The sequence below is a fragment of the Bacillus sp. 0209A genome, from assembly GCF_036765095.1.
GTDB lineage: Bacteria > Bacillota > Bacilli > Bacillales > Bacillaceae > Bacillus > Bacillus subtilis_G.
In genome coordinates this window covers 501,769-524,462 of record NZ_JBAIZV010000002.1, presented here as the reverse complement: position 1 = coordinate 524,462, position 22,694 = coordinate 501,769, and the positions used below count along the sequence as shown (strand labels likewise).

At 41.7% G+C, this 22,694-nt stretch carries 21 protein-coding genes and 3 pseudogenes; 9 read left to right on the top strand and 15 right to left on the bottom strand.

Annotation, left to right across the window (positions count from 1 at the left end; genetic code table 11):
- Positions 1–30 precede the first annotated feature (30 nt).
- Positions 31–1,743: an acetolactate synthase AlsS gene (gene alsS / locus V6D44_RS07915; RefSeq protein ID WP_087991746.1), complete on the bottom strand. Its 1,713-nt coding sequence runs from the start codon at positions 1,741–1,743 to the stop codon at positions 31–33.
- A 158-nt stretch (positions 1,744–1,901) separates the two neighbouring features.
- Here alsS and alsR point away from each other — a divergent pair, with 158 nt between their 5' ends.
- Complete coding sequence (gene alsR, locus V6D44_RS07910; RefSeq protein WP_087991747.1) at positions 1,902–2,789, top strand: acetoin biosynthesis transcriptional regulator AlsR; 888 nt, start codon at positions 1,902–1,904, stop codon at positions 2,787–2,789.
- Positions 2,790–2,828: 39 nt separating this feature from the next.
- Here the strand turns inward: alsR and cotH are convergent, their stop codons facing one another.
- Entirely contained in the window at positions 2,829–3,920 is a 1,092-nt protein-coding gene (gene cotH / locus V6D44_RS07905; protein WP_087991748.1) for a spore coat protein CotH, read from the bottom strand.
- A gap of 142 nt (positions 3,921–4,062) precedes the next feature.
- On the opposite strand from cotH, the gene cotG reads away from it, so the two are divergent.
- The 3 genes from cotG (at position 4,063) to V6D44_RS07890 (ending at position 5,975) form a co-directional block, all read left to right on the top strand.
- Complete coding sequence (cotG, locus tag V6D44_RS07900; protein WP_253268614.1) at positions 4,063–4,686, top strand: spore coat protein CotG; 624 nt, start codon at positions 4,063–4,065, stop codon at positions 4,684–4,686.
- 172 nt (positions 4,687–4,858) lie between these two features.
- Positions 4,859–5,476, top strand: a complete 618-nt coding sequence (locus tag V6D44_RS07895; RefSeq protein ID WP_253268615.1) for a flavin reductase family protein — start codon at positions 4,859–4,861, stop codon at positions 5,474–5,476.
- Positions 5,477–5,630: 154 nt separating this feature from the next.
- Positions 5,631–5,975 (top strand): DUF4181 domain-containing protein, encoded by a 345-nt coding sequence (locus tag V6D44_RS07890; RefSeq protein ID WP_087991751.1) that lies wholly within the window; start codon positions 5,631–5,633, stop codon positions 5,973–5,975.
- A gap of 4 nt (positions 5,976–5,979) precedes the next feature.
- On the opposite strand, the gene ggt is transcribed toward V6D44_RS07890, so the two are convergent.
- Positions 5,980–7,557, bottom strand: a complete 1,578-nt coding sequence (gene ggt, locus V6D44_RS07885) for a gamma-glutamyltransferase (protein ID WP_202327936.1) — start codon at positions 7,555–7,557, stop codon at positions 5,980–5,982.
- A 213-nt stretch (positions 7,558–7,770) separates the two neighbouring features.
- Here ggt and chrS point away from each other — a divergent pair, with 213 nt between their 5' ends.
- From chrS to chrA, 3 genes are read left to right on the top strand one after another with little or no spacing between them, the layout of a single operon-like run.
- Positions 7,771–8,247, top strand: coding sequence for a chromate efflux transcriptional regulator ChrS (gene chrS, locus V6D44_RS07880; RefSeq protein ID WP_003235604.1), 477 nt, complete (start codon positions 7,771–7,773; stop codon positions 8,245–8,247).
- 14 nt (positions 8,248–8,261) lie between these two features.
- Positions 8,262–8,855 carry a chromate efflux transporter subunit ChrB gene (gene chrB / locus V6D44_RS07875; protein WP_087991753.1) on the top strand — a complete coding sequence of 198 codons (594 nt, stop codon included), beginning with the start codon at positions 8,262–8,264 and terminating at the stop codon, positions 8,853–8,855.
- Positions 8,852–9,388 (top strand): chromate resistance efflux protein ChrA, encoded by a 537-nt coding sequence (gene chrA, locus V6D44_RS07870; RefSeq protein WP_087991754.1) that lies wholly within the window; start codon positions 8,852–8,854, stop codon positions 9,386–9,388. The genes chrB and chrA overlap by 4 nt, the downstream gene beginning before the upstream one ends.
- Positions 9,389–9,414: 26 nt before the next feature.
- Here the strand turns inward: chrA and V6D44_RS07865 are convergent, their stop codons facing one another.
- Together V6D44_RS07865 and V6D44_RS07860 are read right to left on the bottom strand one after the other, a co-directional pair.
- Positions 9,415–9,636 (bottom strand): hypothetical protein, encoded by a 222-nt coding sequence (locus tag V6D44_RS07865; RefSeq protein ID WP_087991755.1) that lies wholly within the window; start codon positions 9,634–9,636, stop codon positions 9,415–9,417.
- Complete coding sequence (locus V6D44_RS07860; protein WP_202327935.1) at positions 9,633–10,178, bottom strand: flavodoxin family protein; 546 nt, start codon at positions 10,176–10,178, stop codon at positions 9,633–9,635. The genes V6D44_RS07865 and V6D44_RS07860 overlap by 4 nt, the downstream gene beginning before the upstream one ends.
- Positions 10,179–10,300: 122 nt before the next feature.
- Here V6D44_RS07860 and V6D44_RS07855 point away from each other — a divergent pair, with 122 nt between their 5' ends.
- The gene (locus V6D44_RS07855) at positions 10,301–11,182 is read left to right on the top strand and encodes a LysR family transcriptional regulator (protein WP_148962574.1); all 882 of its coding nucleotides are present in this window, start codon (positions 10,301–10,303) and stop codon (positions 11,180–11,182) included.
- 68 nt (positions 11,183–11,250) lie between these two features.
- Here the strand turns inward: V6D44_RS07855 and V6D44_RS07850 are convergent, their stop codons facing one another.
- Positions 11,251–13,530, bottom strand: coding sequence for a beta-L-arabinofuranosidase domain-containing protein (locus tag V6D44_RS07850; protein ID WP_087991758.1), 2,280 nt, complete (start codon positions 13,528–13,530; stop codon positions 11,251–11,253).
- A 155-nt stretch (positions 13,531–13,685) separates the two neighbouring features.
- Here V6D44_RS07850 and V6D44_RS07845 point away from each other — a divergent pair, with 155 nt between their 5' ends.
- Positions 13,686–14,552: an AraC family transcriptional regulator gene (locus V6D44_RS07845; protein WP_202327933.1), complete on the top strand. Its 867-nt coding sequence runs from the start codon at positions 13,686–13,688 to the stop codon at positions 14,550–14,552.
- A 30-nt stretch (positions 14,553–14,582) separates the two neighbouring features.
- Here V6D44_RS07845 and V6D44_RS07840 read toward each other — a convergent pair whose 3' ends face one another.
- The 9 genes and pseudogenes from V6D44_RS07840 to V6D44_RS07795 form a co-directional block, all read right to left on the bottom strand.
- Positions 14,583–15,299, bottom strand: coding sequence for an endonuclease V (locus V6D44_RS07840; RefSeq protein WP_333516396.1), 717 nt, complete (start codon positions 15,297–15,299; stop codon positions 14,583–14,585).
- A 79-nt stretch (positions 15,300–15,378) separates the two neighbouring features.
- Positions 15,379–15,863, bottom strand: a pseudogene (locus V6D44_RS07835) (hypothetical protein).
- A 118-nt stretch (positions 15,864–15,981) separates the two neighbouring features.
- On the bottom strand, positions 15,982–16,635 hold the full coding sequence (locus tag V6D44_RS07830; protein ID WP_333516394.1) for a hypothetical protein: 654 nt from the start codon (positions 16,633–16,635) through the stop codon (positions 15,982–15,984).
- A 76-nt stretch (positions 16,636–16,711) separates the two neighbouring features.
- A pseudogene (locus tag V6D44_RS07825) lies at positions 16,712–17,252 on the bottom strand (hypothetical protein).
- A 146-nt stretch (positions 17,253–17,398) separates the two neighbouring features.
- Positions 17,399–18,037, bottom strand: a complete 639-nt coding sequence (locus V6D44_RS07820) for a hypothetical protein (RefSeq protein WP_333516393.1) — start codon at positions 18,035–18,037, stop codon at positions 17,399–17,401.
- Positions 18,038–18,809: 772 nt separating this feature from the next.
- Complete coding sequence (locus V6D44_RS07815) at positions 18,810–19,958, bottom strand: ankyrin repeat domain-containing protein (protein ID WP_333516392.1); 1,149 nt, start codon at positions 19,956–19,958, stop codon at positions 18,810–18,812.
- Positions 19,959–20,559: 601 nt separating this feature from the next.
- Positions 20,560–21,777: pseudogene (locus V6D44_RS07805) on the bottom strand (ribonuclease YeeF family protein); the annotation flags it as partial.
- 18 nt (positions 21,778–21,795) lie between these two features.
- Complete coding sequence (locus tag V6D44_RS07800; protein ID WP_087992642.1) at positions 21,796–22,056, bottom strand: YwqI/YxiC family protein; 261 nt, start codon at positions 22,054–22,056, stop codon at positions 21,796–21,798.
- A gap of 9 nt (positions 22,057–22,065) precedes the next feature.
- Entirely contained in the window at positions 22,066–22,488 is a 423-nt protein-coding gene (locus V6D44_RS07795; protein ID WP_087992643.1) for a YwqH-like family protein, read from the bottom strand.
- Positions 22,489–22,694: the final 206 nt, after the last annotated feature.

The following is a 22,694-nucleotide window of genomic DNA, read 5'->3' as shown; positions in this document are numbered from 1 at the left end:
GTATCAAACAGTGTCGTGATGCGCAGAGTGCTAGAGAGCTTTCATTTTCAAGAGTTCCCCGAATTCTTTCGGAAGCTTGTCACTTGCTAAATTAATGTTATCACTGTAGTCAACCGGGACATCAATGATGACAGGACCCTCTGCGTTCATACCTTGACGCAGAACATCTGCCAGCTGGTCTGGTGATTCTACGCGCAAGCCGGTTGCTCCGAAGCTTTCCGCATATTTCACGATATCGATATTTCCGAAATCGACCGCAGATGTACGGTTATATTTTTTCAATTGCTGGAATGCAACCATGTCATATGTGCTGTCGTTCCATACAATGTGTACAATTGGCGCTTTTAAACGAACTGCTGTCTCTAATTCCATCGCTGAGAATAAGAAACCGCCGTCACCAGAGACGGATACCACTTTTTCTCCCGGTTTCACCAATGAGGCGCCGATTGCCCAAGGAAGTGCAACGCCGAGTGTTTGCATACCGTTACTGATCATTAATGTTAACGGCTCGTAGCTGCGGAAATAACGTGACATCCAAATCGCGTGTGAACCAATATCGCAAGTCACTGTCACATGATCATCGACTGCGTTTCGCAATTCTTTTACGATTTCAAGAGGATGCACTCTGTCTGATTTCCAATCTGCAGGAACCTGCTCACCCTCATGCATATATTGTTTTAAATCAGACAGGATTTTCTGCTCACGTTCAGCAAACTCCACTTTCACAGCATCGTGTTCGATGTGATTGATTGTAGATGGAATATCTCCGATCAATTCAAGCTCCGGCTGGTAAGCATGATCAATGTCAGCCAGTATTTCATCTAAATGGATAATCGTCCGGTCACCATTGACATTCCAGAATTTCGGATCGTATTCAATTGGGTCATAACCGATTGTCAGAACAACATCAGCCTGTTCAATCAGTAAATCGCCAGGCTGGTTGTGGAACAAACCGATACGGCCAAAATACTGATCCTCTAAGTCTCTTGTAAGAGTCCCGGCTGCTTGATATGTTTCGACGAATGGAAGCTGAACTTTTTTCAAAAGCTTGCGGACTGCTTTAATCGCTTCCGGTCTTCCGCCCTTCATGCCGACTAAAACGACAGGAAGTTTCGCTGTTTGTATTTTTGCAATGGCCGCACTGATTGCATCATCTGCTGCAGGACCAAGTTTTGGCGCTGCGACAGCACGCACGCTTTTTGTGTTTGTGACTTCATTCACAACATCTTGCGGAAAGCTCACAAAAGCGGCTCCAGCCTGACCTGCTGACGCTATCCTAAATGCATTTGTAACAGCTTCCGGTATATTTTTCACATCTTGAACTTCTACACTGTATTTTGTAATCGGCTGAAACAACGCCGCATTATCCAAAGATTGATGTGTCCGTTTTAAACGATCGGCACGGATCACGTTCCCAGCAAGCGCAACGACAGGGTCACCTTCAGTGTTGGCTGTCAGCAGTCCTGTTGCCAAGTTAGAAGCGCCTGGTCCTGATGTGACTAACACAACTCCCGGTTTTCCAGTTAAACGGCCGACTGCTTGCGCCATAAATGCTGCATTTTGTTCGTGCCGCGCAACGATAATTTCTGGCCCTTTATCTTGTAAAGCGTCAAATACCGCATCAATTTTTGCACCTGGAATGCCAAATACATGTGTGACACCTTGCTCCGCTAAGCAATCAACAACAAGCTCCGCCCCTCTGTTTTTCACAAGGGATTTTTGTTCTTTTGTTGCTTTTGTCAACACCCTCACTCCTTATTATGCATTTTAAACATTAAATTTTAAATATTTCTTGTGATACGTTTCACTATACACTCTTTGGAAATTGACCTCCAATATCGATTCGCCTTATGATTAATATGTATTGCGAATTATTAACCTAAGGAAAGGAATGCATATGAATGGAGCTTCGCCATCTTCAATACTTTATCGCAGTAGCCGAAGAGCTTCATTTCGGAAAAGCTGCGCTTCGGCTGAACATGACACAGCCTCCTCTCAGCCAGCAGATCAAACAGCTGGAAAAAGAAGTCGGGGTGACGCTTCTCAAGAGGACAAAAAGATTTGTGGAGCTTACCGCAGCAGGAGAAATATTTTTAAATCACTGCCGTACTGCATTGATGCAAATTGATCAAGCGATTGAACTGGCCCAGCGAACGGCTCGCGGCGAGCACGGCCATCTCGTCATTGGTTTTGTCGGATCAGCTACATATGAATTTTTGCCGCCGATCATCCGGGAATACCGTAAAAAATTCCCCTCTGTGAAAATTGAACTGAAAGAGATCGCTTCTTACAGGCAGCAGGAGGAATTGCTCAAGGGACATATCGACATCGGGATTCTCCATCCGCCGTTAGAGCATCCGGAGCTGCAAATTGAGACAACCCAAAGCAGTCCATGCATCCTCGCATTGCCAAAACAGCATCCGCTTGCATTAAAAGAATCAATCGACATTACAGACTTGGAAAACGAACCGATCATCACCCTTTCCAAAGAAGCGTGGCCAACGTTATATACCGACTTTATTCAGCTCTGTGAAAACGCGGGTTTTGTGCCGAATATCGTTCAGGAAGCGACAGAATATCAAATGGTGATCGGACTGGTGACAGCGGGCATCGGCATTACCATTGTCCCATCCTCGGCCAGACGGCTGTTTAACCTTGACGTCACATATCGAAGCGTTGATCATTTTCAGCTTAAAGCAGAATGGATCATCGCATATCGCAAAGACAGTCAAAACCCTGTACTGGGACAATTTGTGGATATATGCAAATCGTTAAATAAACGGAAATAAAAAAAGGCGCTCCGTTCTCCGGAATCCGCCCGTTTATCGTCAGGATAAAAAATCAAGCTCACTTTTGAGGTAATCAGCTCGTTTTATAATATATTCACATATCACATTTGGCTCTCGGTCAAAACGTTCAATATCGTTCTTTTTATATGGGTCCATCAGGACAAACGGCCTAATCTGTTCATACATCTCCATTATTTTCGGTTTCATATACTCTATTGTAAAAAGAGAGTGGAGCGTTTTTTCTAACAAGTGCTTGTAGGACCTGCGAAAATCGGGTTCATCCAAAATCCGGGCGGTTAGTGTATTAAATCCTTGAATTCTTACGTAATCGGCAGCCATCCGCTCTCCATGGATATCCCTGCCCCAGGTCGCATCATAATCCCAAGGAATCACCTCAAATAATCCGGTTTCACTGTTTCTGTACAACGAGTAGTTGTGGACAAACCCGTCATAGTTTGAGGTGAATACAATGCCGGCGAGCCAGCGCAAATACTTATCGATATCCACATGCCTTGTCACTTCTGATTTAAATTGAGCTTTAGGGACAGTATTAATTTTAAAGATCATATCCTGCAAATAAAAGTCGTCTTCCTCAGTCCCTGTCTTCTTTTCATACCCATGTTCAAGTGACGTCTTCGTTTCCCTTTCCAAATCGCTCATCAACGAGAAATTAGCGTCATCATCAACCGCGTAAAAAACCGCCCCGTCCGCCAGCTTCCTTTTCGCTAAATAAAACTCATCGACGGATTCAAGTTCAAGATAAACCCCTTCATTTTTCCCATTCACTTTTAAAAACACAAACTCTGCCTTTGGTGACAGCGTCCCAAGCTCTGAGAAAAAATCCAGAGACAATTTGTTTCTCATCATGGAAGGATCTTTATACTCCGCATTCAAATGAATCTCTCGTGCACCGCGGAATGTTTTCGGCTGATAAAAAGAAACATGGTATGACTTCTTTTTGAAGTCTCTGATATGTGATCCCCGGTAAGCAATGTCAATATCCAGCCTTTTTTGATTGACTTTCATGACAGCCGGCACCGGTTCATCGTCCCATATATCTTTTTTTAATTCACGCAAATCTTTTGGATGAACAAACAGCTGATAAAGCGGTAAATGAGATTGGTTCTTCATCCATAATCCCCCTTACAAATTTTAGGCTTTTATTTTTGTGAGATCTCAGCGGAACACTTATACACTTTTTAAACCCGTGCGTATTATGTGGGTAGTAAGGATCTTCATCCTTAACATCATTTTTAAAAAGGAGGATTTCGAATTGGGCCACTATTCCCATTCTGACATCAAAGAAGCGGTGAAATCCGCAAAAAAAGAAGGTTTAAAAGACTATTTATACCAAGAGCCTCATGGAAAAAAGCGCAGCCATAAAAAGTCGTGCCGCTCTCACAAAAAATCGTACTGCTCTCACAAGAAATCTCGCAGCCATAAAAAATCGTATTGCTCTCACAAGAAATCTCGCAGCCACAAAAAATCGTATTGTTCTCACAAGAAATCTCGCAGCCACAAAAAATCGTACTGCTCTCACAAGAGATCACGCAGCCACAAAAAATCGTATTGTTCTCACAAGAGATCACGCAGCCATAAAAAATCGTACTGCTCTCACAAGAGATCACGCAGCTACAAAAAGTCATACTGTTCTCACAAAAGAAAATCTCGCAGCTACAAAAAGTCATACTGTTCTCACAAAAGAAAATCTCGCAGCTACAAAAAGTCACATCGGACACACAAAAAACCATATTGTTCCCATAAGAAAAAATCTCACAAAAAGCACTACAAAAAACCGCACCACCACCATCGCCACAAAAAAGACGATGATTATCACAGCAAAAAAGAATTCTGGAAAGACGGCAATTGCTGGGTAGTCAAAAAGAAATACAAATAAATTTAAAATTTCATCAATCCATAGGCTGCCGGCTGACGTACGGAGCCTATTTTTCAATTTCCCCTGTATTAGATATATGTCATGACATAAGATATGCAACCCTCATCATTTGGTTTCTTTGAAACCATTTCGTTATAATCAAAGTATCCTAACGATAAAGGCGGTTGTTGCTATGTACATATTTCAAGCTGATCAACTTAGTTCCAAAGACACATACAAGCTATTGTCAGGTACCGTCATCCCCCGCCCCATCGCCTTTGTAACCACACTTTCTTCAAGCGGAGCGATAAATGCCGCGCCTTTTAGTTTTTATAACGTTGTCAGCTCAGATCCTCCGCTTCTCAGTATTTCTGTTAACCGAGCGGGAGGACGCCAAAAAGATACAGCCCGAAACGCGGTGGAGAACGGAGAATTTGTCGTACATGTCAGTGATGAAGCCATCATTGAAGACATCAATGAAACGGCGGCAAGCTTAGGGCCGGACGAAAGCGAACTCACCCGCACCTCGCTTCATCCTGTCGAAAGCAAATCTGTTTCGGTTCCAGGCATTAAGGAAGCCCGCATTCGCTTTGAATGCACATTAGAGCAGCATATGACGTTCGACAATGATCAAGGCGTGACCACAGCTGATCTGCTCATTGGCAGAGTCATCTGCTTCCACCTCGATGAAAAGGTGTATGATGCAGAAAAAGGATATGTTTTAACAGATGAATTAAAGCCTGCCTCAAGATTGGCGGGCAACCACTATGCGAAGCTCGGCGAAGAATTTACGCTGGTTCGTCCCAGTTGAACAAAAGGACTATTTAAATAGAAGAAACTAGTCAAAAAGACCTCGTGATCACAAAGAGTTGCCTATGAAAAGAACACCCGGAGAAAACCGGGTGTTCTTTTATGGAACATTTTTCCTTTCTCTTCGTATAAAAGGTTGATTAGGAGGGATTTATATGTCAGGCACTCATTTTTTGATTGTGATACTGGTCGCAGCTTTTATCAATACTGTTTTTTATGTCTATGCCCGAAAAAAACTAGGCATCTCTAAACCGCCTTGGTGGTATAAACCTGTAAATAGCACACAAGGGCTGGTGGAAGTCGTCTTGCTCATTTTATTAGGGTTTTCTTTATTACGCTTTCCTCCAGAGATTATGCTTATTTTCTATCTATTCGTGATAAATGGTTTCCGTACATTTATGGAATGGAAATATGAGCGTGAAAATAAACAATACGTACACTACTTATTTAGTACTTTCCTTTCTCTAGTCATTTTTATTTATATTTGTATTTTCATCTAATACCTCAAACCCCCACAGCCGCCCCATCCCCCCGCGGGTCGGCTCCGCCTTGGAGGAAGCCTTCCTCATCCACTTTGATTGCTGCCGCATGCCCCATCAGCGGATCATAGTCACCGACAACCTCCACGAGATGCCCGCTGTCTTTCAGCTTTTCGATGGTTTCCTCTGAGAATCTGCCCTCGACTCTGAGACCTTCATATTCCTCTCCCCACGTTCTGCCCCATACCCAGCGCGGTTCGCTTATTGCCTGCTGCGGATGCATTCCGTAGTCCAGCATTCGGGTTATCATGGCCGTCTGGGTTTGCGGCTGGCCTTCTCCGCCTTGTGTGCCGTACAGGATTTTCGGTTTCCCGCCTTTGCAGGCCATAGCCGGCATCAGGGTATGGAAGCTGCGCTTTCTCGGTTCAAGCGTATTGACATGATCTTGATCCAATGAGAAAAATGACCCGCGATTTTGCAGTAATATGCCTGTATCACCAGCAGTGACAGCCGAGCCAAATTCAAAGTACAGGCTTTGAATGAATGACACTGCATTGCCATCCGCATCGAAGACGGCCGCATATGCAGTGTCACTTCCCACTGGCCTGCTTTCTGCCGGTTCTGCCAGATAACCGATTTCTTCCGCCAATTGTTTTGCATACTTTTTGTCCAAAAGCTTTTCAATTGGAATGTCAGCAAACGCCGGATCAGTCAAGACGGCATTTCGATCTAGGAAACTCTTTTTCAGCGCCTCCACTAACACATGATAATACTCAAAAGTGCCGTGCTCAATTTTGTGGAAATCATAGTTTTCCAAAATGTTCAGCGTCAATAAACCGGTAAATCCCTGAGAATTCGGCGGCGCCTGGTACATGCTGTACCCTCGGTAATCACTTGATACAGGCTCCGTCCACTCGCCCCGGTGCGCTTTAAAATCATCAAGTGTCATGCAGCTGCCGTTTTGCTGTAAATACGAGACAATTCGTTGAGCGATATCTCCTTCATAAAATGCGCTTCTTCCTTTTTCGGCAAGCATGTTCAAACTGTCTGCAAGTTCTTTTTGCACAAACCGCTCTCCCGGGACAGGCGCTTTGCCGCTTCTTGTGAAGATGTCGGCCGTGTAAGGCGCGGAGGCCAGCAGTTCAAGATTTGTTTCTGTGTGACGGCACTGATCAGCTGATACTGGAAACCCATTTTGGGCATAGTCTCGTGCGGGTTCCAGCACATCCGCAAGAGACATATGTCCGTACTCCTTCAGTACCGCATCCCAGCTATCAACCATCCCCGGAACGGTAATGGCACTTTCGATCCCCCGCAGCGGAATCGTGCTTTTTCCCTTATAAACATCTCTCGTCACATTTTTCCCTGAACGGCCGCTGCCATTGTAGACTCTTACCGCCTTTGTTTCCTGGTGAAAGGTCAGCCAAAAGGAATCCCCGCCAAGCCCTGTCATATGCGGATACACAACTGCCAGACAAGCACTTACAGCCACAGCGGCATCAAACGCGTTACCTCCCTTGTCCAGTATGCGATTTCCAGCTTGAGAAGCAAGATAATGCGGGCTGACGACCATTTGCTTTGTACCGATGACAGATTTGTTCATCACAAGTCCCCTTTTTCAAGAGATTTTCTTTAGTATATGGAGCCTGATTTTCCACATCTACTGATGCGGCAGAAAAACTGACGAACTTTCTCCCTATCGAAAACAACAAAACATTATTTTATTCATTTTGAAAACAAATATAAAAATTTTCTTTCGAAACGTAACTTTTATGATAAAATGAAGTCTAAAAGGCAACGAAAGCAGGTGGAGCAATTGAGTCATGAATATCAAATCCCCAACCTTGTTCTTGATGAGATCGACAAACAAATTCTCACCATTTTACACGAGGAAGGCAGGATATCTTATACGGATCTTGGCAAAAGAGTTGATTTATCACGGGTCGCCGTACAGGCTCGTATCAACCAATTAATCGAAGCCGGTGTTATTGAAAAATTCACCGCTGTCATCAATCCCGCTAAAATCGGCATTCATGTATCCGTGTTTTTCAATGTCGAGGTCGAGCCGCAGTTTTTAGAAGAGGTCGCTCTTAAGCTTGAGGAAGAGCCTGCGGTCACCAGCCTTTATCACATGACAGGCCCGAGCAAGCTGCATATGCACGGGATCTTTGCCAACGATCAAGAAATGGAAGAGTTTTTAACAAAACGGCTGTATCCGCTGCGAGGCGTCGTCAGCGTTGATTGCCAGATGCTGATCAAACGATACAAAAGCCGTATGGGAATGAAGCTGTAAAAGGAGAGAAACGAATGAAAAATCATCCTTATCGGGATATGACAGCCGCAATGGTGCGTACCGGAATTTTAGGGTTCGGGGGCGGACCTTCCGTGATTCCGCTGATCCGCCATGAAGCGGTCAATAAATATAAATGGATTGACGATGATGAGTTCGGAGAAATATTAGCGATCGCTAATGCGCTTCCCGGACCGATTGCCACAAAAATGGCTGCGTATTTGGGCTTCAAGCTAAAAGGCACATTAGGCGCGATTGTCGCAACCCTGGCCCATATTCTGCCTACTTGTCTTGCTATGGTGGGCTTGTTTGCCGCTGTAAATGTCTTAAGCCATTCAGCAGTTGTTGCCGGCATGATTGGTGCTGTAACACCGGTCATTGCGGTAATGCTCGGTATCATGGCATACGAGTTTGGCCAAAAAGCGCTTAAAGGTTTCGGCTGGGTTACAGGCATCCTGTTTTTTATCATTGCTTTTATCGGCCTGCAAACGCTACAGATCAATCCGGGCCTTGTCATTATCATTTTCCTAGCGTACGGAGCGTTTCATTTTAGATTAAAAGACAAAATCACAAATAAACATTCAAAAGATAAAGGAATGTCGGCCTCATGATTATGATTTATTTATTTATGGCGTTTTTTATCGCAAACCTACTCGGATACGGTGGCGGACCTGCGTCTATCCCGCTGATGTTTGAAGAAGTTGTCAACAGATACAGCTGGCTTTCAAACGACCAATTCTCAAATATGCTCGCGCTTGCGAACGCATTGCCGGGACCGATCGCAACCAAAATCGCCGCCTATGTCGGGTACAGCGCCGGCGGGTGGCCCGGCTTTCTGGTTGCGCTGATCGCAACCATTGTACCGTCGGCGCTCGCATTGATCGTCCTGCTGCGCATCATTCAGCGCTTCCGCCAATCACCCGTCATCAAGGGCATGACGCTATCCGTTCAGCCTGTCATCGCGGTCATGATGCTCATTCTTACCTGGCAAATCGGCGCCGATGGCATCAAAGCGATCGGCTGGATCCAATCTATCGTGATTGCGGGGATTTCCCTTCTTGCCATGACAAAATTCAAGATGCATCCGGCATTTCTGATTATCGCGGCATTTTTGTATGGCGGTCTTGTGATTCCTCATTTGTAGAAAAAAGTACCCGGACAGGTGCTTTTTTATTTTGGTCCCGAAATGCCGTTCGATATGACAATTTGTTCTTCGCCTGCATCATTCTTCTTAATGTGCTTGATTTGCAGCATGGTCCCTGCTATTCTCACAGATTGCTTAATCTGATGCGAATTGGTTTCAATCTGAATCCAATCAGCAGGCGGCGCCTTCCAAATGAAAAAGAATGCCAGCATCAGCATACCAGCAATGACCGACAGCAGAAATTTCATATCGCATCATGTCTTTTCAATAATCGGCTCGCAGCGGACAGCGCCTGATGATCATCAAGAATATCGCCGGGACGATTGCCTTCTCCCAATACATAGCCTTTAAAAGGCATCCTCATGAATGCAAAAATATGCTCAAATTGCTGAATCAACGGCAGCCCCTTTATTTTAGGGTTGTCTCCGCCCACTGCTGCCACATATGCCTGCTTCATCGACATTTGCTGTTGAAAATCAGGAAATCGGGGATCTTTCAATGTCTGAGACCAGCGATCAATAAACAGCTTTAACGTTCCTGACATGCCGAACCAATAAATGGGGGTAGCGAATATGAGAATATCGCATGGCAATGTCCGTTCAATGATTGAATCGTAGTCATCTTGAACCGGGCCAAAGCCGCCTTCAGCATGGCGCAAATCTTCAATTGGCTGGATATGATATTTACGCAAATGAATGTGTTCCGTATCGAATCCTTGAACAGTTTTCTCCGCAAGAATATCCGTATTTCCGCCAGACCGCGTGCCGCCATTAATAACCGCAATTTTCATGATGCATCTGCTCCTTTGTTTACGAATGATTTTCTTCATCATATAATGAATTCATTAATCAATACAGATGATTATTTCGATTAACACAATCGATTAAATCGATTTAGAAAGGAAGAGAACAGGTGGAATTGAAGCAGCTGATAACGTTTATTACGGCAGCAGAACAGGTAAACTTCACCCTAACCGCCAAGATGCTTAATTATGCACAATCAAGTGTTACCTCTCAGATCAAATCACTTGAAGAAGAAATCGGGACGCCTTTATTTGAGCGGCTCGGCAAGCGGCTCATCCTGACAGAAGCCGGCAAAACGTTCAAAGCCTATGCAGAGAAGATCATTACTTTAACAGAAGAGGCAAAAATGGCCGCAAATCAAGTTAGAGAAACAACAGGAACCTTAAAAATCGGGGCGACGGAAAGCCAGTGCACATACCGTCTTCCGCCTATCATAAAAGCATTTAAACAGGCTTTTCCCCAAGTAAAGCTCATCTTCAAACCGTATATTTCCAATGAGCAAGCGAAAGAACAGCTCTTACAGGGCCAGCTTGATATCACCTTTATCTTGGATGTAAGCCGGGCGGACGACGCACTGCACGTTGAATCTCTGGTTCAGGATGAGATTAAAATAGTAGCTGCCAACGACCATCCTTTTCCTGCACATTCACCAGTAACATTGAAGGACCTTCAAAACGAAACCCTTCTGCTGACAGAAGACGGCTGCTCTTACCGCACGCTCTTTGAAAACACTTTACATGACGCCGCTGTCTACCCTGACAAATTAGAATTTGTCAGCATAGAAGCCATCAAACAATGCGTGATGGCGGGACTTGGAATTGGACTATTGCCTGAAATGACAGTAAAAGATGATATCGCAGCAGGCCGGATGAAAGAACTCAATTGGCAGAACGATTGCCCCGTTTTTACTCAATTAGCATGGCACAAGGACAAATGGATGTCTGCGCCATTAAAGGCTTTTATCGATTTGACGAGGAAAACATTCAAATAAAAAACTTGCGGCCCATGTGCCGCAAGTTTTTGAATGAACAAGCAATTCATATCGCTAGGCATTCATTGTTAAACCATTTTCTCATTTATCATCCTTACCCCAAATACTCCGCCCGCTGCTGTTCCCTCTTTTGATTTGAACGTGACAGTTACGCTCTCTTTTCCTTTCGTCCATGCAACTGGAATGTCATAACATACATCAAAAAGCTTTCCCGGATGATTTGCCTTCAGCTGCTGTCTGGCGAGTAATTGATCATCTATCATAATCTCAAAATGTCTTTCGTAAGTTTGTCCTTCTGCTTGAAAGGTATCATCACTTCCAAAATATGTGACCAGCAAATACATGGGTTGACTCGGCTCTGTTTTCATCTCATAACTAAAAAAACCATCTCCTCTGCTGTCTCGCCAGCCTCTGTGAACAATATCCGCGTAACCGGAGTAAGAGTTTTCTTTCTTTAGGTGATGTTCGATCTCCTGCTGCTGCTCATGCGGCTGAACGGCATCAACTGTTATGCGTCTGATGATCTCCTCCTTTTCTTTTTCTTCATCTGTATAATCAAGATATTCTTTCTCGGTCATCACATCCCAATAAACGGAATACCGCTGATGATGCACATTGTAGAACGGCATTAATGTGATTTCTTTATTACCCGGCTGGCCAATCGGTTTTGTTCGAAATATGAGTGATGTTTCATCTATCCGCTTCACCCATTGATCCAATTGACGCTGATCCGCAACCAACACAGGGACATCAATTAATGGATGATTATTAAGGGCGAGATGGTCAGCAAGTATATCTGTGTCAGGGAATTCCTCTCTCCCCAGTGCTCCTGCCAATACAACCGGCCCATACATCAGGACGCTTTTTTTAGGATCATCCTTCGCTTGATAGATGTGGAGTTTCATCGGCAAATCAATATCAATACAATCTCCTATGTTCCAATGTTTGTGAATAGCCAGGTACCCATTTTTCTCAACCGGCTGAATTCGCCTCCCATTGACACAAGCTTTAAGGCCGCCATTTGCCCAATAAGGCATGCGAATATGCAGCGTCATAGGCACATCGTCAGCTTTTTTCACAATCAGCCTGGTTTTTTCCGACGCTGGAAAAGAGGTTTCCTGTGAGATGATCAGTTGTTTTTCTTGCATGTTTATTTGTGAAGGAATAAATAAATTCACATACAGATCGTCTTGGTCTATATGATAAATATGCTGCGTATAGCGAGCGGGGTTTTCCATTCCCGTGCCGGTACAACACCAAAAAGAATCTTCCGGCGAACAATACACCTTAAAATGGCCCGGCTGTGTGGAAACAAAATAGGTTTTCATGCCCGAATCGGGATCTTGGGAAGTAAGAATATGATTATAAAGCGCGTTTTCATAGTAATCCATAAATCTCGCTTCGTGAAACCACCGGAACAAATGCTTCGTCAATTTCAGCATGTTATACGTATTGCACGTTTCCGCGGTCGTTACCCCTAACTCCTCGCTGCCTTTTGCTCCGAAATGCTCTCCGATACTGTTGCCGCCAATTGCGTAGGAACGCTGATAGACAACCTGTTCCCAAAAGAAGAGTGCGGCTTTTCTATATGCTTGTTTACCCGTTATATCATACAGCTTAGCGGCTCCAATCACCTTTGGAATTTGGGTATTGGCATGCTTTCCTTCAAGTTCATCCTTCCCCTCTGCCAGAGGCTGAAGAATGGCGCGATGACAGAAACGTTCTGAAAGTTCAAGAAATTCTTTGTTTTTCGTCAGCATATATAGATCCGCCATCGCCTCATTCATTCCGCCATGCTCGCATATCAGCATTCGCTGAAATTGCTCGTCCGTCAGGCGATCCAGCCCCTTTTTTGCCCAGTCAGCCAGCTTGACGACGACTCGTAAAGCCGTCTGATTGCCGGTTAGCCGATACGTATCTATTAATCCCGCAAACAGTTTGTGGAGGCTGTACCACGGCACCCAAGACCCCCCCAGACTAAAGTGGTCCACTCGAAAATCACCGCTGAACACCTCATCAAAACACGCCCTGGAGAAACCGCTTACATATCCCTCTACATCAAATCGCTGGATATGGATCAGTTCATTCACTGCGTACTCTGCTTTCTTTTTTAGCTCCTCATCCCCGGAAGCCTGGTACATAGCTGATGCGGCGGACAGCCAGTGACCAATTGAATGCCCGGCAATTTCCTTTGCCTCCCACCCGCCGTAGCGCGGTTTTTTAGGCAACTGAGATACAGCCTCATAACACGGAGCCAAAAGACGGTCTACATCCAAAAAAAGCAAATATTCCTTCCCTTTCATCTGAGAATCATAAAACATGCCTTTTAATAATGTTACATTTTCCATCTTGATCTCCCCCTATCATGTTTCATCATTCATAGTGATGCTTTTATTATCCAAATGATCATAAGGGATGTGAATTCAATATTTATCAAAAACATATCCTTTTTTTAGATTGAACCGTTACACTGGAGATAAGACAAGAGAAAGATGGTGAAGCCATGTATAAAGTAAAACTCCAAGCCAATCATTTGCCTAAGATCCGTGAGGCCGGACATATGAAGGATATAGAAGGGACTTTACGGCACCCTGACAGGACGATGGATGGAATCAGTGTATTTTTTTACGTAAAACAAGGCTCGATCCATGTATTTGAGAACGAAAACGAGTACCGCATTCAAGCGGGGGGATATCTTTTTCTTAAGAACAATACACCGCATTGGGGAGGCGATCTTTATACACCCGGAACCGAATGGTACTACTTTCATTTTTATGCCGAACCTTCCTTGGATCAGGAGGAAGAGTTTTCTCCATTTCACAATTCACCAATCCTTCTCGACAGCATCTATTCATCGAAATTAACCTTTCCGAAAAGCGGTTCTGTCTCTCATCGTGAGTACACAGAAAAACAGCTAAGCAGCATTATTCATGCTTTTGAATCACCAAGTGCTTTCAGAGCGCTCCAAGCGTGTTCGCTCACTTATCAATTTTTTATTGACCTGTATAGCAATGCGATACATAGTCAGGCAGGCACCCGCTCTTCAAGGATCATCAGCCGAATTATTGAATTTCTTCACCAAAACAAGCATGCAAAGCTGGTTAGTAGAGATTTTGAGGACGCTTTAGAAATGAATTATGCCTATCTTTCTTCCCTTTTCAAAAAGCAAACCGGGAAAAGCATCACAGCTTATAAAAATGAACTGCTGATCGCACAAGCAATTGATCTATTCAAAACAAGCAACTTAAACGTAACCGAAGTCAGCAGCACATTAGGCTTTTCTAATCCTTATTACTTCAGCAGAGTGTTCAAACGGGTCACAGGAGTAGCCCCGTCTGTATATATAAGCGAGATATACAGGAACCAATAAAAAACACTTGCAGTTCTCGGTCTGCAAGTGTTACACGTGATTTTTTTGATAAAATGTTCGCAAGACGTGTGTTTCAAGGTCAGCAAGGCGGACAGGGATTGGCAGCCGACTTTCTTGATTGATCAGGCTCATCGCGATGTGATAGCTGCTTTCTAAATCAATATGATTTCCGCAAGACAAGAAAATAGGCTTCACGTCCCGCCGCGTCCGCAGCGCCCGTCCATATACCTCGCCGTCAATGATAATATCGGTATATGCACCAACTTCATTTTCAGGCATCACGAAATCACAGCCTTTGATTTTGAGATAGGTTTTCGCAATCCCAATTGTCGGCTTATTAAGAAAAAAAGCCGCATGGGTGGCAACCCCCATGTGGTTGTAATGCAGGTACCCGTTGCCATCAAACAAAAACACATCCGGCTCCGTTTCCAGCTTTTTGGCCGCCTCGATGATCAGCGGCAGCTCGCGGAACGCAAGAAAACCGGAAACATACGGCACGCTGATTTTCCCCATACTGTGCACTTTTTCAATGACTTCTTTTGTATCAACGTCAATCACGATAATGCTGCACACCCCATACGGTTCGCCATCCTGATCCCAATAAGCGAGGTCGACGCCCGCACAGGTGTTGATGGAGTCTGGATGGATAGTGGGGGATAGGTTGATTTTATGTATAAGGGATTGTTGTGTTTGGACAAAATCCAATTCATCTTTTAGATGAAAATCGTGAATTTGATGTATTATCATTTCAATGGTTTTCCTCTCTTAAAGTAGTCTTCTCGCTCAATCGTCCTGCATTTTCGATAGACTGACATTCTTTATTCTTTTAACCTTTTTTCAAGGCGATAAAATTCCCATTAGGATAATCTCCATCCCAACCACATGGAAAATAACCCGCTTTATAAATTTTAAAAAGCTTTTCAAAAAAATTGTCTGTTTTCCGTTTACTGCTCTATTTATCGCACAATTATTTAGGTCTACTACGATCTCTTCAAAAAAAGTATTAAGTTCAGTCGTAGCACTTCTCACATTTTCAGAAAAAACATCTAGTACTGTGTCTAAATTCTGTGGTTTTTGATCATCGACTAATTCGTAATATTTATCCCATACTTCACTCATTTCATTTTCTCTTAGATCATTCCACGTATATTCATCTTCACCAAATACATCTTCATAATCATAGTATTTAGCTTTTTCTTTATCATTAATAATTGTAGTAAAATAAGAAATATCATCTGATGTAACTACTTTAAAGGTTTTTGAAAAATCAATAACTTCTTTTACCTGATTATGATGATGTCCGTATTTCATTAATTATTATACCACCTTACCTAAAGAACAACTGTAGCGTTACCACTTCTCCCCAGTATCTTTTTCCGTTCTTTCTTTTACGGTTAAATTGAAAACAGATAGTGCTACCTGCTCTTTATTAATATTCATTTTTAATTTCTTTCATAAAAATATGATCAAATTGTTTAATTAATTCTTTAAGTTCAGTGCACATAATATCCTCTACAGGATTTTCCCAATCTCCGTTTTTTATCAGTTCAATCCCATAGCTACCGGTTGGATCCCCTTCTGGGTACCACCCTACATCAAGCAACAAATTTTTTGTCTCATGAGAAATTTGCAGGAGATCTTGATTAAAGTCAAATAACCAAGCATCATCATTTGCCTCTAGAGACTTAGGATCAGTATCTTTTAATGTAATATAATCAACAGTCCAACCAGCCGGTATCTTAAGCCATAAAAAATTAGGAACCTGTTGGCTTAGTGGCTGCAAATCCTCTAAAACTCCACTTCCCACACTCCAGATTTGATATTCTAATTCTCCTAATAAATGTTCTATTTCATCAAAAGATGCTTCTTCATAAATTTTATCTGTTTTTAAGCCAACTACTTTGATATGGTATTGATTACTTCCATAAATTACTTCAATAAAGGCATTACGTTTTTCATTTTGCAGTATTAGTAATTCATATTTTTCTTCCATTCTTTTTTCGAAATTTAAATTGTTCAGTACTACAGACCAGCCATCACAGATTTTTAATGGCTGCAATTGAGAAATATGATCTCTGCCCATCCCGCTTCTCCTTGTACTCCACATTGTTATACTATCTATAAAAAAACTTGCCGATGACAGCACGGCAAGTTCTAAACTATAGCAATTCTAATACATTAGTAAACAAGTGTTAATCTCCTGTTGAAAGGCTGTATATGTGGCAATTCACTCCACTCATATACAGTATCGTAGTAATCATAAAAATAACTGAGTTCGATAAACCCTTTCTCTTGCATTATTTTATTGATATAGTTCGTTCCCTGAATGAATTCTAAAGATTCAGCGGTCCCTACAATATCATAAGCGCCATCAATTAAATCGTGTCTTAGGGAATAACTATAATCTAGTAACATAAACAGGAACCAATTTAGATACTTTCATATTGATTTGCTGTTCTAAATGAAATTCATTTTCTCCAGAAAGATCTTGCAAGTAGATATTGATTTCTCCTGAAGGATTGTTTAAATCTCTAACTTCAATTTTTTTCAAACCTTTTATTTGATTAAATTCATCAGGCACTCTTAATTTTCTCTGCACATTTGTTTTTGTACCATTCGTCTAATTCCCTATTCACTAAAAGACGATGCATCAATCACCTATCTCCGGGTTTCAACAGTAAATCTTATTCCATGTTCCATGATTTAACCAAAATCTGTTCCTATCACAGGCTTTTCAACATCTGTACATTGATCGAATGTAATATTCTCTTGCTTTCGTAAATTATAATAAAGCTATAAATGCAGGTAGTTTACCACACCTGCTTTTACGATTAAATTTTATGATCTCAGTTAATTTCTTTCACAAGAATAGCTTCGTTTCCGTACTCTTCAATGTCCGCCTTTAGCCAACTACTTTCCTCTTCTCTATATTTATAAAATCTAATGGTAGCAAAACCTTCATCGATACTTAGAATCACAACAAATTTATGATCAGGAAATTTTTCTTTTAAATGATGTTCCCAACCGGCCATTACCTGAAACGCATAAAGTAAAATCTCTTCATCGAATAAATCACTGCAGTCTAAATAATCGTTTATGCGGAGCTCATTACACGATGCTTCATACCCAGTTTTATCCCCATACATTTTTAAAATTCTATTCCAATTTATAGTTGGATTATCAGTTAACTCAATCTCTAGATCTAAAATAAAGCAATCGTCTACTTTAACTATATTAGGTGAAATAATATCCTTTAAATTAGTTAGATCAACTTTCTTTGTATTGCTCAGATCTTCAAGCCGTTCTTTTAATCTTTTCATATTTATATAATCTACACTCCTAAACAAAAATACAGAATCCTTCCCTAAAAATTTCAATCCCTTATTTATTGCTTCCTGAACATTCTTGTTCTTTAAGTACTTTTTGAATTTTGTTAGGTGCATCTTCACCTGTTTTTTGGTCATAAAACTTCTTTGTTTCAACATCAAAGTACCTTTTATTATTAGGCTCATGATAGTGAATTTGACCTTCTCTTTGCCATGGATTTGGATTTTCAATGTCTATTTTTTCTGTCTTGCCATGTTATCTTACTTGCAATTTAAGTTCCATTCTGACCGAACAGTTTCTTATTATTTCCGACATCATTCCTCGCCTTCTTCACAATACCAAAATCTTTAACAGCTTTCTTTTTCACATCAGCGTGAACAATTGGGAAATTTGCTCCATCCGGTGTCACAGTTTTGTGGGAACGTTCACATAACATAAATTTTGATTTCGCAACTCTTTTTAAACGAATATCGAGTATTGTACGATCGGCTCTATGAAATAAAACCCAATTTTATCACTCCTTTTGCTGAACAAGGATTCTTCTTATGCAACTTACTGTTTATCGCTTCGAACTATGTCATTCTGTTTAGTTGGTGGTCTTGTAGTATCATAAGTACCCTAGCCATATAAAATGCCATCTTACAATACTCTTTCTGGTTCAGTTCCATAGTACTAAAACGCTACTCCATAATGGTACTACCTTCAAGAGCTATGAATTTCAGAAAAGCATTATCCAATGTCGTCCGAAGTTTAAATCTCTACAGAAAACAAAAACCTGTTTTATAATAGTGCAATTAAGTGCTTATAGTTAATTCTTTAACATACTCCCAAATATTACTGAACTGGTTCGTACTTAAGTTTCTTGCAAATTAGGATATAAAAAACGCATGGAGTTTCCATGCGTCATGATTTTTACTTAGTTTATTATTGCTATATGCCGACATTTATTCTGTGTATGTCCAAAACATCGGTAATCCCTTGCTCACTCATTTTTTTAAGTAGATACTCATATCCTTTTTCTAAAGCAAGAATTCTTTCTTCTTCATAAATAGGAACGAGCGAAAAAATTTTTATATCTCCCTGTTTAGTATGGACTTTATCTAGACCCAATTCTTGAGGGCGACATACCATTATACATGATAACTTTGTATTTGATGCAAATGACTGAGGGGGTTCTCCATTTGGAAGAATAACACCTTCGTCAAGCCATCCGTCATAAATATGAGGAATATGAGCCACTTTTCTTAGCCAACCAATAGGCCAATAGTGGTCTTCATTTTTCATATTGTCTTCCTCAACTTTCCAACTTGAAGGCAATTTTAGTAGCAATTCTGCATATTTGAACATGCTTTCCTCTTTTGAATAGTCCATAGGTTCATCGCTCATACCTGTTGTAACAAGCGTTACAAAATTTTGATTCAGAGATGGAGGAATTATGTGAATATTTACAGATACTCTACTACCAGGAAAAGTTTCACTTATACTGTTTTTCACAGGACCAAAGTGTTTAACCACACGCTCTAGAATCTCATGATGATGATCTTGATTATTATCGTTTGATTCAATTATAGTAGTAACTTCTTCTCTTTGACTTTCCAACAACTTAACGATTTCTTTTTGTCCTTGTTCCCTTGCAAAAGCCAGTGCATCTATATTTTTCATAGCTTCTCCACTATACCTAATATCTATATCTATACCTTTTTCAATTAATAGTTTTGCAATATCTATATAACCATTACTAATTGCACCGAACAATGGATTTCTTTCCGGTTCACTAACGTCCATATCAGCTCCACAGGATAATAAGTATCTAACTATATCAATATACCCTGCAGAAGCAGCTTCGTTCAATGCTCCACCACCATATACTCCGCCTTGCATATTAATATTTGCACCAAGCTCTACTAGTTTTTTAACTATCCCTAACTCTCCTCTAGAAGCTGCGACATGAAGCCACGATCCGAAAGGAGTCATCATATTTAAAAGATCAGAATTAGAACCGATTAGTTCAACTACCTTTTCAACGTTGCCTTCTTTTATAGCAGAACGAATTTCTTTTGCAACTTGTTTACTATCCATTTTTTAACTATTTCCTCCTTTTTGCAATATCACCAAGTTTCTCAAGCATTTCCACCATATCATCTCTGTCTCCACCAGCATCCCTTACTTTTTTAATATTCTCTACAACATTCCTAAGTGCTTCAATCCCATGTTGACCTTTAACTCTATTTGGAGCCCAAACTAAGTTTTCAAGTCCCAAAATCGGGTCAATGTCATATTCTCTTAATATATCTTGACCTTCTTTCACTAGTTCCTTTTGTGCTTTCCCATTTCCTTTCTTAAATACAATATGATGTGCATGGGGATCATACATGTCGCTTGGTGGATTTCCTATATTCTTTTTCAAATAAGCACCGTAATCAATTTTATCTACATCTTTAGTAGATTTACCCGTACCCTTACTACCTTTACCACCACTAGCCATCTTCACAATCCCAAGATCCTTCACAGCCGTCTTTTCTACATCTACACGGACTGACGGGATTCCGAACGTGGAGCCATCCGGAGTTACAGGGCGTTCTGCGTACACGCGGACGTTTGTTGGGACTTTGAATTGTTTTACTTTTTCTAATGTCTTGTTAGCTTTTTGGACTTTTGAATGAGTTGCAAGCGGTATGCCTTTATCTACATGTTTCGCCAGCGCACCTGCACCAACTAAACTCAAAGCCGCTTCCAGCCCACCTTGCTTCCGCTTCTCCTCTGACACTTCGTTGCCAAACATATCCCGTCCAGTAACAGCTTCTGAGAATCCGTTAGAAGCAACAAGGCCGTATGCGCCCATTTCTGACATTTTAAGAATATCTAGGGATTTTCCGGTTTTGTAGGCATCTAATGCGTGTTCGGCTGCGATAGCCGCTTTTCCGGTTTTGTAGATGGCTTTTCCGCCTTTGAAGGCGCGGCCTGCCCAGCCGACGACCGGGATGTATCCTGCGGCTGCCATGGCGCCGGCTGTGACGCGTTCGGCTGTGGAAAGTTTTTCTCCTGTGACAGGATCGTAGCCTTCGGTTGCTCTTATCGTATCATAATAGCCGGTGACTTCGCCTGTGAAGGTGCAGACGCCATCCCATGTTTTTTCGTACCATGGTTTATTCGCTTCTTCTTCCGCTTTTTCTTGAAGGCGTCTTGCTTCTGCTTGCTGTTCTTTCGCCTCAATATAAGAAGTCGCTTGTTTTTCCGCTTCTATCGTACCTTTATACACTTCGCTTGAGGTGAATGCTTTTTTGTTGTAGTGAATGGGAGAGGCGCTTTTTCCTTTGCTTGTTGCTTGCATTAAAGCGGTGTACTTAGCAAGCACGGCATTATCGAGCGACTGCAGATTTTGATATTCTGTGGTCAGTGACTCGTCCAGTTCATCAACCGCTGTAATCGTATCGCGCCGGATTTTTTGTGCGTCGTACATCTTGTCTGCGTAATCGTTAAGAGAATAAGAGGATAAATCCAAAATGCCGACAAGATCGGCGAGAATGTTATCAATCTCCAATTTGTGCGCGGAGACGATTTCAGACGCTTTCAAACTCCCGTTTGTCAGCTCATTTTCCAGATATGACGTTTCCACATAATGATCTTTCAATTCTTTTTCTTTGATATCCCCTGAAATCCCTTTTAAAAAAGCGATTTGGGCTGAGACAAGTTTCAGCCACGTGTCTACAATATCAGCCTGTCCTTGAAAAAAATCTTTGATGTTGTCTGCGCCTTTCCCTGTAAAATCTTGGCCTAGATTGGCTACAGCCTGAAACGCTTTTTTTAGGGTTTCTAACTGCTCTTCAAGCGTTTCATATTGCTTTTTTCTGCTCTTCGCTTCTTCGATTAAAGTCTTTGATTCAAATACTTTACTCATTGCACAGCCCTTTCTATGCTATTTTGCGCCAATTGCCTCGTCCTGCTCCTTCAGTGAATCAACATTGTCTTTCGTGTCTTCTATGTTTTTTTGGACAGCTTTTTTATAATCGCCCAGCATGGTTTTAATGCTTGCCTCGCGCTCATGGTACTTTTTTGTATATTCCAGGTTGTTCTTGCCATTGGATCCGGCGGCGCCGATTGATACACCAGCCAGCGCATCTTTGACAGAATCCAATGTTTTAATAACAGTATCGTATTTCAGCTTAATTTCTGACATAAAAAAAGATCACCACCATTTTAGTTGTCTAATTGTATTTCCGACTTCTTCCGCGAATTCTTCTCCCTTTTTAAGAAGATCTGCTGCACCATTTGCTATGAACAATTCCGTCGCATAAGTGGCTTTATTTAATTCTAGACTAATAATTTCACCACTAATCGAAGCCATATACTCGTTATACTTATCATTCACAATCTTGGAAGCTTCCGATTTCGCCTCTTCTCTGCCCTTGTCGAAATCATCCGCTTTTGTTCCCGTCCAGTGCTTGCCCAATTCCGGTTTCACAATGTCTTTGATTTCTGTAATGGCCTCTTCTTGCAGTGTGTCTATGTCCTTTTTTGCTTTTTTCAGCTTTTCGATCTTGTCTTCGATATCGGAAATTTTTCCGTTGAGCGAACTTTTGATATCCGCCAGCTTACTTTCATAACCCATCTGAATCACCTCTTAATACTCAAAAAGTCGTATGGAGGAGCTGATGAAGATAGACTTTTCCATACTTTATTTCCATATATTATATTTTAAAATAGCCAGAAGGCGGCATAAATAGGGTAAATGGCTTAATTTAGGCGTATAACACTCTCTATGTGTAGGTCTATGATCTTGTTTTTGTTCGTTATACAGCTAATGAAAGCGCTTTA